We start from the raw sequence: 11,953 nt of genomic DNA, 5'->3' as shown, positions 1-11,953 counted from the left end.
TGCGGGGCTCAATTGTCCAGTTCTTCGGTGGGCGAGGCCTCGGCCTCTTCATCGCGCAGGCGGTGAATATGCGCGATGTAATAGCGCATATGCGCGTTGTCGACGGTGCGCTGCGCCTCGGATTTCCAGGCGTCATAGGCGCTGGCGTAATCGGGGAACATGCCGACAAGGTGAATGTCGTTCACATCCTTGAAGGCATTGCGCGAGGGGTCGATCAATTCGCCGCCAAAGACAAGGTGCAGGCGTTGGGTCATCTCGGGCCTCTTGGGGCTGTAGGGACAGGTCGGGCGCACCCTAGTGATATGGGGGCAAGGGTCAAGCGGGGCAGCGGCGGGCCAGCAGGTCGGCGTGCAGCGGCGCACCCGCCACGATCACACCGGGGACCAGCGGCGTGGCATTGTTGAAGGCGAGCGCCGCGCCATCGCGGTCGGTCACGGTGGCCCCGGCCTCTTCCGCGATCAGGGTTCCGGCGGCGATGTCCCATTCCCAGGTGTCGCGGAAGGTGACCATGCCGTCAAAGCGCCCCTCGCCGACAAGGGCCACGCGATAGGCCAGTGACGGGCGATAGCTGCGCTCGACCAGCGGCACGCCGCCGGGCCAGTGGTGATCCTTCAGGTTTGGGCGCGCGGCCAGCAGCGTGGCCTCGGGGCATTCACGGGTAGTCGAGGCGGTCAGGCGGTCCCCGTTCAGTGCCGCGCCGTGGCCGCGCGCGGCGGTGAACAGGCGATCCAGCATCGGCAGAAACACGACCCCGGCAGTGACGCGCCCGTTTTCGACCACGGCCAGCGAATGGGCAAAGGCGCGGCGTCCGTCGATGAAGGATCGCGTCCCGTCGATGGGATCGACGATGAAGACGCGGGTCCGCTCCAGCCGCGACAGGTCATCCTCGGTTTCCTCGGAGAGCCACCCGTAATCGGGCCGCGCCGCCAGCAATTCCGTGCGCAGCATCGTGTCGACTTCCAGATCGGCCTCGGAGACGGGGCCGAGGTCGCCGGGCTTGTCCCAGACCTGCGGATCGCGGGTCCAGTGCTTGGCGGCGATCCGGCCCGCCTCTCTGGCCGCGTCGATCAGAAGGGGCAGGTCATGCGCCGGCAAGCGTCATCCCCTCGACCAGAAGGGACGGGCAGACCGTGCTGAGATGCGCCCGCGCGTCATTGGCGGGCTGGATCGTGCGCAGCATGTCGCGCAGGTTGCCCGCGACGGTGCATTCATTGACCGGATAGGCGATCTGCCCGTTCTCGACCCAGAACCCGGAGGCGCCGCGCGAATAGTCGCCCGTGTTGGCGTTGATCGACGATCCGATCAGGCCGGTGATCAGCAGGCCCGTTCCCATCTGCGCAATGAGGTCGTCGCGGGAAGCACCGCCTTGCGTCAGCGCCACGTTCGAGACCGAGGGCATCGGCGGCGAGGACAGCCCGCGCGCGGCATTGGCGGTGGATCGCAGCCCCAGCTTGCGGGCGGTCGCAAGGTCCAGCGTCCAGCCGGTCAGTACCCCGTCTTCGATGATCGCGCGGGTCTGCGTCGGCAGCCCCTCGGCATCGAAGGGGCGTGAGCCGGAGGCACGGGGGCGGAGCGGCTCCTCGATCAGCGACAGGCCCTTGGGCAAGACCTGTTCGCCAAGCGCGTCGCGCAGCCACGAGGCCCCGCGCACGATGGCACTGCCGCTGACCGCGTTCAGGATGTCGCGGATCAGGCTGCCCGCGATGCGTTCGTCATAGAGCACCGGGCAGGCCCCGGTCTTGGGCTGACGCGCGCCTGCGCGCTCCACAGTACGGGTGCCCGCGATGCGCCCGACCTTTTCAGGGGACTCCAGGTCGCCGCGATGCAGGCGCATGTCGCCGTAATAGTCCCGCTCCATCCCGGTGCCGCTGCCGGTGATGGCAACGCAGGAAATGCCGTGATCGGTGCGGGTGTAACCCCCGGAAAAGCCGTTGGTCGCGGCAAGGTGGCGCGTGCGGCGGCCATAGCCCGCGCTGGCAGCCTGCACCTGGGTGACGCCCTCGACGGCACGGGCGGCGGCCTCGGCTTCCAGTGCGGCTGTTTCAAGCGCGGCAGGGTCGGGCTCGGTGCCCTTGTCTGCCATGTCCAGCGCCGCGATATCCCAGTCGCGGGCCAGTTGGTCAGGGTTGGCCAGGCCGATGGTGGGATCATCCGGGGCCTCGCGCGCCATGGCGACGGCCCTTTCGGCCATCTCGCGCAACGTCTCGGGCTTGGTGTCCGAGGCCGAGACGCAGGCCTGACGCTGGCCGAGGATGACGCGCAACCCGATCTCGGTGCCTTCCGAACGTTCCGCTTGCTCCAGCCCGCCGTTCAGCACCTGGATCGACAGCGATGTGCCAGAGACCGCCAGCGCATCGGCGGCGTCGGCCCCGGCGCGGGTCGCGGCCTCCAGCAGGGCATGGGCGAGGGTTTCTGGCGTATCGGTCATCGGGCATGTCCTGTTGCGGGGGTCTGGGGGCAGAGGTAGTCCGCGGACCCCGGCGGCGCAAGCGGAACGAAAAACCCCCGGAGCAGCGCGGGGGCTGCTCCGGGGGCTTGGATGCCGGATGCGCAGGGTCAGCGCAGCGGCACACCGTTGGCAGTGATGGAGCCATCGGCGCCGAACTCGATATTCGAAGTGTAGCTGTCAGGCCCCGATCCCGGAACCGCGAACATGCCCAACATGCCGCGCGCCATGCCCGCCTGCTGCGGCGGCACGAGGCCCGCGTTGGACAGGGTCTGCAACAGGCCATTGGCCCCGGTCAGGCTAAGATCCACCGAACCGACCGGCACCGGAATGATCTGGCCGGGCTGGAAATCGACATCTCCCACGCCGGTCAACTCGGCCCCGCCGAAGGACACCCGCAGGTTGTTCAGGGTCAGGTCACGCAATTCCCCGGGGGCGGAGGTCATGTTCTCCATTTCCTCAGGGCTCATCGTCAGGAGGTCGACGAAGATCTGCACCGTGCCCGAGACATCCATGATGATCGTGGCCGGCCCGCGCGGCACCTGCCCGCCGGGATCGACCATGGCCCAGATGCTCTCATCCACCGTGACGCCCTCATAGGCGACCTCGGCGGCGAAGGGCGAGGGCGTGTCGGATCGGGCCAGGGGGATATCGACCGAGACCAGCGTGCTGTCGGCAGCGGCCGAGATCGGGAAGGGCAGATCCTGCGTGAAGACGCTGACCTCGACCCCTTCGGCCCCGAGCGCATAGCGCATCGCCTGTTCCGAGATGGCGAACCCGATGCTGCCGCCGGTGTTGGAGGCCGAGATATCGACATTCTCGAACCGGTCCTCGTAGGCGAAGCGGACCGAGGCGGAGTCGTAGCTGGTGTCCATCTCGATCGCCATGCCGGCGGGGTAGGTTTCGGTGTTCATCCAGTCGACGCCAAGCGGCATGGTGCCGGAAAAGGTGGACTCCGACGCGCCGAAGTTCAGGGCGAATTCGGCAAAACCCTGATCACCGGCCTGCTTGCTTGGCGTCGTGGGCTGCTGCGGCTGCACCGGGGTAAAACCGCCGCCGTCATTGCCTGTCGAGCCGCCGGGCATTGTCGGGGTGGCGGATTCGTCTGTTTCCGTGCCGCCACTGCCGACGGGCTCTTGCGCTTCGAACGCAATCGCCAGCGGTCCGATGGAGGCAGAACCGTTGAATCCCACAAATCCCGGTTGCGTGAAATCATAGGTGTAGGAGCTCTGGAACCCGGCCAGGCTGAGCGAGGCTTCATGCTCGGGGATCTCGCCGGGGGGGACATTCTCGAAGGCCAGGTCGGCAAGCTCGAAATTGGACATCTGCGAGTCGACCGACAGCATCTCGGTGCTGCCCGACGCCGTGGCCTGCAACCCCGACAGGGTGAAGGTCGCGATGACGGCCGAGGTTCCGGCGGGCGAGGGCCCCTCGAACCGGTAGACAAGCGAGTCGGCCGCGCTGATGCTGACCGTGCCGTCATCCTGGTTGGTCAGCGTGACCTGCGCGAAGCTGGTGGAGACGGTCATGTCCTCGACCACCATTTCCGAGGTCATGTTGTTCAGGACCAGCGAGCCGCCGGTATCGGTGACCTCTGCCGTCACCGGCTGGCCATATTGCATGGCCTGCTCCTGCCACAGCGCCCAGAGTTCCTGCGCGGTGATCTCGGCCGTTGCGGGCGAGGCTGCCATGAGTGCTGCGGTTGAAAGCGTGAGAGAAAAGGATTTCATCTTTGACATAACGACCTTCCGAATGTGAATTTCCGTTGCAAATGTCCGCCGCGTTCCGGCGGGCGTCAAGGGATGCTCCCTTGACCGTGAGTCGCATGGAAACACTAACCGCAGGAGGTTGATATGGGCAAGCTGGACGGCAAGACGATGATGGTGACAGGGGCCAGCCGGGGCATCGGGGCCGCCGCTGCGCGGGTTTTCGCCGAGGCGGGCGCGAATGTCTGCCTCCTGGCCCGCTCCCGCGAGGAGATCGCGGATATCGCCGGAGAGATCGGCAAAAGCGCACTGGCCATCCCCTGCGACGTCAGCCGCTACTGGGAGATGGAGGCCGCCGTGCGCGCCAGCATCGACACGTTCGGGCGGCTCGACATCCTGATCAATAACGCGGGTGTGATCGACCCCATCGCCAACCTGTCCGAGGCCGATCCGGACGCCTGGGGACAGCTTATCGACATCAACGTCAAGGGCGTCTTCCACGGCATGCGCGCGGCGCTGCCCTCGATGATCACGCAAGGCGCGGGCACGATCCTGACCATCAGTTCCGGCGCCGCGCATAACGCGCTGGAGGGGTGGAGCGCCTATTGCACCTCGAAGGCGGGGGCCGCGATGCTGACCAGGGCGGCGCATGTCGAGGCGGCAGGCCACGGCATCCGCGCGATGGGTCTGTCGCCCGGCACCGTGGCCACCCAGATGCAGCGCGAGATCAAGGACAGCGGCGTGAACCCGGTCAGCCAGCTGGATTGGGACGCGCATATCCCCCCTGAATGGCCCGCGAAAACGCTGCTCTGGATGTGCGGCGCGGATGCGGATGAGTTTCTCGGCGAGGAAATCTCGCTGCGCGACGAGGCCATCCGCCGCCGCGTCGGCCTGATCGGATGATCGACATTGTCCGCGAGGGCGGGATCTGGACGCTGACCTTGAACCGGCCCGACAAGGCCAATTCGCTGACGGCGGAGATGCTGGAGAGGCTGGCCGGGTTGGCCGAGGAGGGCGCCCGCGATCCTGAGCTGCGTGCGCTGGTGCTGACCGGTGCGGGCGCGCGCGTGTTCTCCGCCGGGGCCGATCTTGAGGAGGCGCGGGCAGGGCTGGCCACCTCGCCGCTCTGGGAGCGGGTCTCGGCTGCCGTCGCGGCCCTGCCCTGCCTGACCATCGCCGCGCTGAACGGTACGCTCGCGGGCGGCGCGTTCGGCATGGCCTTGGCCTGCGACCTGCGCATCGCGGTGCCGTCTGCGCGGTTCTTCTACCCGGTGGCGAAACTGGGTTTCCTTCCGCAACCCTCGGACCCCGCCCGCATGGCGGCGCTGATCGGGCCCGCGCGGACCAAGCTGGTGCTGCTGGCGGGCGCGAGGCTGGACGCGGAGGAGGCGTTGCGGGTCGGTCTCATCGACCGGATCGACGGCGATGTGGCCGGGGCCGCGCGCAGGCTGGCCGAAGATGCACTGGCGGGGGATGCGGCAGATTTGCGGGCGATCAAGGCGATGTGTGGCGGTGCGTTGCGCTGAAGCGCACCCTACCGGCGGGTCTTCCAGCCGCGCCTGGCCCCCGGCGTCCTGGAGTGGAAATCGGGCGGGCGTTTCCGCACCCAGGCGATGAAGCTGGCCAGCCGGGGATGGGCCTTGAGGGCGTCGATGCTGTTGTAGCTGCGGGCGAGGTCCGCCTCGCTGAGGGTGGCGTGAATCTCGTTGTGGCAGATCTGGTGCAGCAGGACCGTCGGCCCACCCTTGCCGCCGCGCAGGCGCGGGATCAGGTGGTGCAGGCTCTGCTTGGCATGCGGCGGAATGGGCCTGTCGCAAAGCGGGCAGATCGGGAGAGGGTCGTCCATTTGCCTTGTGTCCCCTGTCCGGGCTGGCCCATAGGATGGGGCGAAACCGGGGATGGGCAAGGGTGAAATGACCGAAGAGATCGACGCGCTGGTGATCGGGGCGGGGCCTGCCGGGCTGATGGCGGCGGAGGTGCTGGAGCAGGCCGGACGGCGCGTCGTGATCGCCGAGGCCAAGCCCTCGCCCGCGCGCAAGCTGTTGATGGCAGGCAAGTCGGGGCTGAACCTGACCAAGGCGGAGCCCGAGGCGGATTTTTTCACGGGCTACGCCGAGGCGGCGGAGTGGCTGGCACCGATGCTGACCGCGTTCGGGCAGGACGGGGTGCGGACCTGGGCCGAGGGGTTGGGACAGGAGCTGTTCACCGGATCGTCGGGCCGCGTGTTCCCGAGGTCAATGAAAGCCTCGCCGCTGCTGCGCGCCTGGCTTGGCCGTCTTACGGCCGAAATGCGGTTGCGCTGGCGGTGGCAGGGTTTCGACGGAACCGCGTTGCGCTTTGACATGCCTGACGGCGCGCGCCTGCTGGCCCCGCGCGTCACGGTGCTGGCGCTTGGCGGCGGATCCTGGTCGCGGCTTGGCTCGGACGCGGCGTGGCTGCCCTGGCTGGCGGAAAGGGGCGTCGAGATCGCACCGCTGCAACCGGCCAATATGGGCTTCCGGGTCAACTGGTCGCCGCATATGGCCCCGCATTTCGGCACGCCGGTGAAGGGCTGCGCGCTTGTCGCGGGCGACAATCGGGTGCGCGCCGAGTTCGTGATCTCGGAGAAGGGCGTCGAGGGCGGCGGGATTTACGCGGTCTCGCGCGCGCTGCGCGAGGGGGGGGAACTGCGGCTGGACCTGATGCCGGATCTGAGCGCGGAGGAGGTGGCCGAGCGCCTCTTGCGTCCGCGCGGCAAGACCAGCCTCGCCAATCATCTGCGCAAGACGCTTGGCCTGACGGGCGCGCGGGCGGCGTTGCTCAACGAATGGGGGCGGCCCTTGCCCGAGGGGGCGGCGCTTGGCGCGCTGATCAAGGCGCTGCCCGCGCGGTTGGCGGGACCGCGCCCGATGGATGAGGCGATCTCGACGGCGGGGGGCGTGACCCGTGCGGCGCTGGATGACGGGCTGATGCTGCGCGCGGCGCCGGGCGTGTTCTGCGCGGGCGAGATGCTGGATTGGGAGGCGCCGACCGGTGGCTACCTGTTGACGGCGTGCCTGGCGACGGGGCGATGGGCCGGGCAAAACGCGGCGCGGTGGCGGGGGTAGGGCGTCCGGCCCGTCGACGGGCCGGGGTTGCGCTCGGTCGATCGGGCGCGTTCTCAGCCCTGCGAGGCGCGCTTGTAGGCGGGGCGGGCGCGCATCGCCTCGGCGTAATCGCGCAGGCGTGGTTCCTCGACCGGGAATTTCGCGCTGATCGCCCATCCCAGGCAATGGGTCAGCACGATATCGGCGATGGTCATGGTCTCGCCCATCAGGAACGGACCGTCTTCGGCCATGCGTGTCAGTAGCCGCTCCTGCGACCGGGCGAACTCCCATTTCAGGCTGTCCTTGACCGCTGGCACGCGGCGATCCTCGGGCAGGATGAAACTGTGCCGCGCGGCGGTCCACAGGATCTGGTCGAACTCGTCATTTATGAACTGCGTCAGGCTGTCCTGTCGGGCGCGCTCCAGCGTGCCCGCCGGGAAGGTCAGGCGCCCATGCTTGTCGGCCAGGTAGGTCATGATCGCCAGCGAATCGGTGATCGGCACGCCGCCCACCACCAGCACCGGCACCTTGCCCGCCGGGTTGAAGGCGACGACCTCCTCGGCATGGGGCATGGCCCCGACATGGTCGTAAGGTTGGTCCAACTCCTCCAGTGCCCAGAGGACGCGGAGCGTGCGGGTGCGGGTGGGTCCGATGACGCGATACATGCGGTGTCCTTCCTAGCGGGCGGCACGATGGGCGATGGAGGCGAGCCGGATCAGCGCACGTTCCATCAAGGCGGTCTGCGGCGCCTGCTGGCTGGAGCGCAGGGCGAGGTCGGTATCCAGCAGCGTTTCATGCGCCGCCTCCAGCCGCGACACGCCCCAGAGGCCCGCCTGCCGGATCATCTTGTCACGGCGCGGTCCGTAGACCGGCGGGCGCATCGCGCCGACCCCGGCAGAGGCCCCGCCGGGATGGATCGCGGCCCCGTAGAGGCCCCGGAAATGGCGCAGCGCCTGGATGCACAGCGTGACCGGCAGCACGCCTTGCCCGGTCAGTTTCTGCATCAGCGGGCCGATCGCGCCGATCCGGCCCTCGGCGGCGGCGTTCAGGATGTCATCCACACCGGCCTCGATGGTCGTGGGCGCGCAGGCCATGATGTCGGCGGAGGTGACGGGCGACGGATCGCTCATCTTGTAGAGCGCCAGTTTCTCCATCGTCTGCCGGAAATCGCCGGGGTCCAGCGCCTGCGCAAGCGCGGTCAGTTCGGCCATGCCGTCGCGGCCCACATCGGTGACGCCGGACTTGGCCAGCGTTTCCTCGATCTCGGCGCGAGAGGGGGGTTCGTCATAGATGCCGATGGCATAGGCGCGCTTGTGGCTCTCGAACAGCTTGCGCAGCGCGGATTTGGGGGCAAGCGCCTTGGCGGTGACGATGATCTGCGCGTCGCCTTCCCGCCATTCGGTCAGCGCGTCCTTGATGACGGGGGCGAGGCCATCGGCGGCCTCCTCGACAAAGGCCACGCGCGGGCCGGGGAAGAAGCCGACGGCGCGCATCGCATCCGCCAGCATTGCCTTGTCGCTGCGCAATTCGCTGGCCGGGATCCGGGTCAGGCGCATCTCTTCCTCTGCGCCGGGGCCGAGCAGTTTCTCGATCACGTCCTGCCGCTTCAGCGCCACCCGCATCGCGTCGGCACCATAAAGCAGCAGCCCCGCCGCAGACCTGTCGGGCGCGTGAAAATAGGCGGCGGCGTCGCGGGCTGTCAGCTTCATGAGAAGCGGCTGGAGGCGGTCAGGAGGCGCGAAACCAGCCGGTCGGCCAGGATCGTCATCAGCCGATCCTCGGCGTCGCGTTCTGCGGCGGCGGTGGCGACGGAACTGCCGGTGGTGGAATAGGCCGCGAAGCTGGACACGCTGTCGGCCAGGATCTGCGCATCGGTCGCCAGCTCGGTCAGGACGAAATCGACGGTGCCGTTGATGTTGATCCGGGTGATGTCATTGGCGCCGGTGATGGCAAGGTCGGTGGTCGAGGTCGTGATGGTGTAATCCAGCGCGTAGGCCGCGCCGTTCGGTCGCCCAAGCCGCTCCTCCAGCCGCGCGACCAGTTCAAATCCGAGCCGTGTGTCGGGGGCCGCGACCAGCACCTGGTTGCGCAAGGCCAGCCCGACCCCGCCGGTGCCGTAGACCGGGGCAAAGCCGCAGCCCGCCAGGGGCAGGGCGGCCAGCAGGGTCAGGAAGGTACGGCGGTCAGATGACGACATTGATGATGCGGCCCGGCACGACGATGAGCTTCTTCGGGGCACCCCCGGAGAGCGCCTTGAGAACAGCCTTGTCCGTCAGCGCCAGTTTTTCAACCTCAACCTTGTCCATGTCCTTGGGCACGGTGATCTCGGACCGGCGCTTGCCGTTGATCTGGATCGGCAGGGTGACGCTGTCCTCGACCAGCATCGCCTCATCCGCGACGGGCCAGTCGGCCTGCGCAATCAGGCCCTCGCCGCCATGATGGGCCCAGATCTCCTCGGACAGGTGGGGCGTCATGGGGGACATGAGCTGCGCCAGGGTCTTGATCGCGGCCTTCTGCGCCGTCGCCCCGGCCTTCGCCCTGGCCAGCGTGTTGGTGAAGGCGTAGAGCTTGGCGATGGCGGCGTTGAAGCCGAAACTTTCGATGCCATTGGTCACGTCGCGGATGGTCTTGTGCATCTCGCGCAGGAGATCCTCGTCGCCCTCGCCGGGTTGATCCGGGTCCATCGCGCCGATCCGGTCGCAGAGCGACCAGACACGGGAGAGATGCTTGTAGGCGGCATCGGCCCCCGAGGCGGTCCATTCCACGTCGCGTTCCGGCGGGCTGTCGGACAGGACGAACCAGCGCGCGGTGTCGGCCCCGTAGGCCCCGATGATATTGAGCGGATCGACGACGTTGTTCTTGGACTTGGACATCTTGGCGGAGGGGATGATTTCGACGGCCTCGCCAGTCGCCCCCAGACGCGCACCGCTTTCGTGAACCTCCACGTCTTCGGGGAAATGATAGACCGGGCGGTCATTCTCATCCCGCGTGACGTAGATCGCGTGCGTCACCATCCCTTGCGTGAAGAGCGCATCGAATGGCTCGCGGGCCGAGGCGGGCAGGTGGCCGGTGATGTGCATCGCGCGGGCGAAGAAGCGGGAATACAGCAGGTGCAGGATCGCGTGCTCCACACCGCCGATATACTGGTCCACATTCATCCAGTACTCCGCATCGGCCATGTTGGTCGGCGTCTCGGCGCGGGGCGCGGTGAAGCGGGCGAAATACCACGACGAATCAACGAAGGTGTCCATCGTGTCGGTCTCGCGCTTGGCGTCCCCGCCGCATTTGGGGCAGGGCGCGTCGCGCCAGGTCGGGTGGCGGTCCAGCGGGTTGCCGGGGATGTCGAAACTGACATCGTCGGGCAGGGTGACGGGCAGGTTCTCCTTCTTCTCCGGCACCACGCCGCAAGAGGGGCAATGCAGCACCGGAATCGGGCAGCCCCAATAGCGCTGGCGGGAAAGGCCCCAATCGCGCAGGCGATACTTGGTGACGCCCTCGCCCCATCCCTCTTTCTCGGCCGTGACGATCGTGGCCTCGATGGCCTCCTCGCCCGTCGCCACGTCGAGACCCGCGAAATGGTTGACCCATTGAACCTTGTCGGTCTTGGGCGGCACGAAGGCCTCGCGCCCGACCGGGGTGGGGTCGTCCAGCGCAAAGAACGTGTCGATGACGGGCAGGTCGTATTTGCGGCAGAAGTCGAGGTCGCGCTGGTCATGCGCGGGGCAGGCGAAGATCGCGCCGGTGCCGTAATCCATCAGAATGAAATTGGCGATCCAGACCGGCAGTTCCCAGTCGGGGTTCAGGGGATGCTTGACCCGGATGCCGGTATCCATGCCCAGTTTCGGGGCGGTCTCGATGGCTTCCTCGGTGGTGCCGCCCTTGCGGCATTCCGCGACGAAACTGGCGACCTGCGGGTTCTCGGCCTCAAGCGCCTTGGCGATGGGGTGGTCGGGCGAGATGCCGACAAAGCTTGCGCCCATCAGCGTGTCGGGGCGGGTAGTGTAGACGGAAATCGGATCGCCGCCATCGACGCGCTCGAACCCGAATTGCAGCCCGCGTGACCTGCCGATCCAGTTCTCCTGCATCAGCCGCACCTTGGCGGGCCAGTTATCCAGCCCCTCCAGCGCCTCCAGCAACTCCTCGGCGTAGTCGGAGATACGGAAGAACCATTGCGTCAGGTCGCGCCGCTCCACCTCGGCCCCGGATCGCCAGCCCTTGCCGTCGATCACCTGTTCATTGGCCAGCACGGTCATGTCGATCGGATCCCAGTTGACGGTCGCGTTTCGGCGGTCGATCAGCCCGGCTTCGAGGAAATCCAGAAACAGCGCCTGCTGCTGGCCGTAATACTCAGGGTCGCAAGTCGCAAACTCGCGGCTCCAGTCGATCGAGAGGCCAAGCGGCTTCATCTGCTCGCGCATCACCGCGATGTTCTGATAGGTCCAGTCCTTGGGGTGGCCGCCGCTGGCCATGGCCGCGTTTTCTGCGGGCATTCCAAAGGCATCCCATCCCATCGGGTGCAGCACGTTATGCCCGGTCGACGCCTTATAGCGCGCGATCACGTCGCCCATCGTGTAGTTGCGCACATGCCCCATATGGATGCGGCCCGAGGGATAGGGGAACATCTCGAGCACGTAGTATTTGGGCCTGGTCTCGTCGCGCTTGGCCGTGAAGACGCCGGCCTTGTCCCAGGCCTGTTGCCATTTCTTTTCGGTCACACTCGGGTCGAAGCGGGCCAT

At 67.5% G+C, this 11,953-nt stretch carries 12 protein-coding genes; 3 read left to right on the top strand and 9 right to left on the bottom strand.

The annotated features are described in order from the left end of the window. Nucleotides 1-8: 8 nt before the first annotated feature. The 4 genes from AC13C7_RS15685 to AC13C7_RS15670 all read right to left on the bottom strand — a co-directional run bounded on the left by AC13C7_RS15685 (nt 9) and on the right by AC13C7_RS15670 (nt 4,137). Nucleotides 9-254, bottom strand: coding sequence for a DUF4170 domain-containing protein (locus tag AC13C7_RS15685; RefSeq protein ID WP_172320422.1), 246 nt, complete (start codon nt 252-254; stop codon nt 9-11). A 61-nt stretch (nt 255-315) separates the two neighbouring features. Beyond that, on the bottom strand, nt 316-1,095 hold the full coding sequence (locus tag AC13C7_RS15680) for a 3'(2'),5'-bisphosphate nucleotidase CysQ (RefSeq protein WP_172320423.1): 780 nt from the start codon (nt 1,093-1,095) through the stop codon (nt 316-318). Continuing rightward, nucleotides 1,082-2,428: a TldD/PmbA family protein gene (locus tag AC13C7_RS15675; RefSeq protein WP_482868039.1), complete on the bottom strand. Its 1,347-nt coding sequence runs from the start codon at nt 2,426-2,428 to the stop codon at nt 1,082-1,084. The genes AC13C7_RS15680 and AC13C7_RS15675 overlap by 14 nt, the downstream gene beginning before the upstream one ends. 128 nt (nt 2,429-2,556) lie before the next feature. Then, a complete protein-coding gene (locus AC13C7_RS15670; protein WP_172320425.1) occupies nt 2,557-4,137 on the bottom strand; it encodes a DUF2125 domain-containing protein in 1,581 nt (526 codons plus the stop codon). A gap of 162 nt (nt 4,138-4,299) precedes the next feature. On the opposite strand from AC13C7_RS15670, the gene AC13C7_RS15665 reads away from it, so the two are divergent. Together AC13C7_RS15665 and AC13C7_RS15660 are read left to right on the top strand one after the other, a co-directional pair. Beyond that, a complete protein-coding gene (locus tag AC13C7_RS15665) occupies nt 4,300-5,055 on the top strand; it encodes an SDR family oxidoreductase (RefSeq protein WP_446169528.1) in 756 nt (251 codons plus the stop codon). After that, complete coding sequence (locus tag AC13C7_RS15660) at nt 5,052-5,678, top strand: enoyl-CoA hydratase/isomerase family protein (RefSeq protein WP_172320427.1); 627 nt, start codon at nt 5,052-5,054, stop codon at nt 5,676-5,678. Before AC13C7_RS15665 ends, AC13C7_RS15660 begins: the two co-directional genes overlap by 4 nt. An 8-nt stretch (nt 5,679-5,686) precedes the next feature. Here AC13C7_RS15660 and AC13C7_RS15655 read toward each other — a convergent pair whose 3' ends face one another. Continuing rightward, nucleotides 5,687-5,998: an HNH endonuclease family protein gene (locus tag AC13C7_RS15655; RefSeq protein WP_172320428.1), complete on the bottom strand. Its 312-nt coding sequence runs from the start codon at nt 5,996-5,998 to the stop codon at nt 5,687-5,689. A 67-nt stretch (nt 5,999-6,065) separates the two neighbouring features. On the opposite strand from AC13C7_RS15655, the gene AC13C7_RS15650 reads away from it, so the two are divergent. Beyond that, complete coding sequence (locus tag AC13C7_RS15650) at nt 6,066-7,238, top strand: TIGR03862 family flavoprotein (protein ID WP_172320429.1); 1,173 nt, start codon at nt 6,066-6,068, stop codon at nt 7,236-7,238. Nucleotides 7,239-7,291: 53 nt separating this feature from the next. Here AC13C7_RS15650 and AC13C7_RS15645 read toward each other — a convergent pair whose 3' ends face one another. Genes AC13C7_RS15645 through leuS form a run of 4 tightly spaced genes read right to left on the bottom strand, consistent with a single transcriptional unit; the run spans nt 7,292 to nt 11,953 of the window. Beyond that, nucleotides 7,292-7,882, bottom strand: a complete 591-nt coding sequence (locus AC13C7_RS15645) for a glutathione S-transferase family protein (RefSeq protein WP_172320430.1) — start codon at nt 7,880-7,882, stop codon at nt 7,292-7,294. Nucleotides 7,883-7,894: 12 nt separating this feature from the next. Then, the gene (holA, locus tag AC13C7_RS15640) at nt 7,895-8,926 is read right to left on the bottom strand and encodes a DNA polymerase III subunit delta (protein ID WP_446118977.1); all 1,032 of its coding nucleotides are present in this window, start codon (nt 8,924-8,926) and stop codon (nt 7,895-7,897) included. Next, the gene (gene lptE / locus AC13C7_RS15635; protein ID WP_474889332.1) at nt 8,923-9,414 is read right to left on the bottom strand and encodes an LPS assembly lipoprotein LptE; all 492 of its coding nucleotides are present in this window, start codon (nt 9,412-9,414) and stop codon (nt 8,923-8,925) included. The genes holA and lptE overlap by 4 nt, the downstream gene beginning before the upstream one ends. Next, complete coding sequence (leuS, locus tag AC13C7_RS15630) at nt 9,401-11,953, bottom strand: leucine--tRNA ligase (protein ID WP_482868038.1); 2,553 nt, start codon at nt 11,951-11,953, stop codon at nt 9,401-9,403. The genes lptE and leuS overlap by 14 nt, the downstream gene beginning before the upstream one ends.

The sequence above is a fragment of the Alterinioella sp. B-7 genome (assembly GCF_056857775.1).
The sequence above is the reverse complement of the archived record's forward strand: the minus strand, read 5'-3'. Positions and strand labels throughout refer to the sequence as shown.

What these genes read in the sequence shown, in the direction of transcription:
- AC13C7_RS15685 (WP_172320422.1), bottom strand. Translation starts at nt 254, where the DNA reads ATGACCCAACGCCTGCACCTTGTCTTTGGCGGCGAATTGATCGACCCC.
- AC13C7_RS15675 (WP_482868039.1), bottom strand. Translation starts at nt 2,428, where the DNA reads ATGACCGATACGCCAGAAACCCTCGCCCATGCCCTGCTGGAGGCCGCG.
- AC13C7_RS15670 (WP_172320425.1), bottom strand. Translation starts at nt 4,137, where the DNA reads ATGGCAGCCTCGCCCGCAACGGCCGAGATCACCGCGCAGGAACTCTGG.
- AC13C7_RS15665 (WP_446169528.1), top strand. Translation starts at nt 4,300, where the DNA reads ATGGGCAAGCTGGACGGCAAGACGATGATGGTGACAGGGGCCAGCCGG.
- AC13C7_RS15660 (WP_172320427.1), top strand. Translation starts at nt 5,052, where the DNA reads ATGATCGACATTGTCCGCGAGGGCGGGATCTGGACGCTGACCTTGAAC.
- AC13C7_RS15655 (WP_172320428.1), bottom strand. Translation starts at nt 5,998, where the DNA reads ATGGACGACCCTCTCCCGATCTGCCCGCTTTGCGACAGGCCCATTCCG.
- AC13C7_RS15650 (WP_172320429.1), top strand. Translation starts at nt 6,066, where the DNA reads ATGACCGAAGAGATCGACGCGCTGGTGATCGGGGCGGGGCCTGCCGGG.
- AC13C7_RS15645 (WP_172320430.1), bottom strand. Translation starts at nt 7,882, where the DNA reads ATGTATCGCGTCATCGGACCCACCCGCACCCGCACGCTCCGCGTCCTC.
- holA (WP_446118977.1), bottom strand. Translation starts at nt 8,926, where the DNA reads ATGAAGCTGACAGCCCGCGACGCCGCCGCCTATTTTCACGCGCCCGAC.
- lptE (WP_474889332.1), bottom strand. Translation starts at nt 9,414, where the DNA reads ATGTCGTCATCTGACCGCCGTACCTTCCTGACCCTGCTGGCCGCCCTG.
- leuS (WP_482868038.1), bottom strand. Translation starts at nt 11,953, where the DNA reads ATGGCCCGCTTCGACCCGAGTGTGACCGAAAAGAAATGGCAACAGGCC.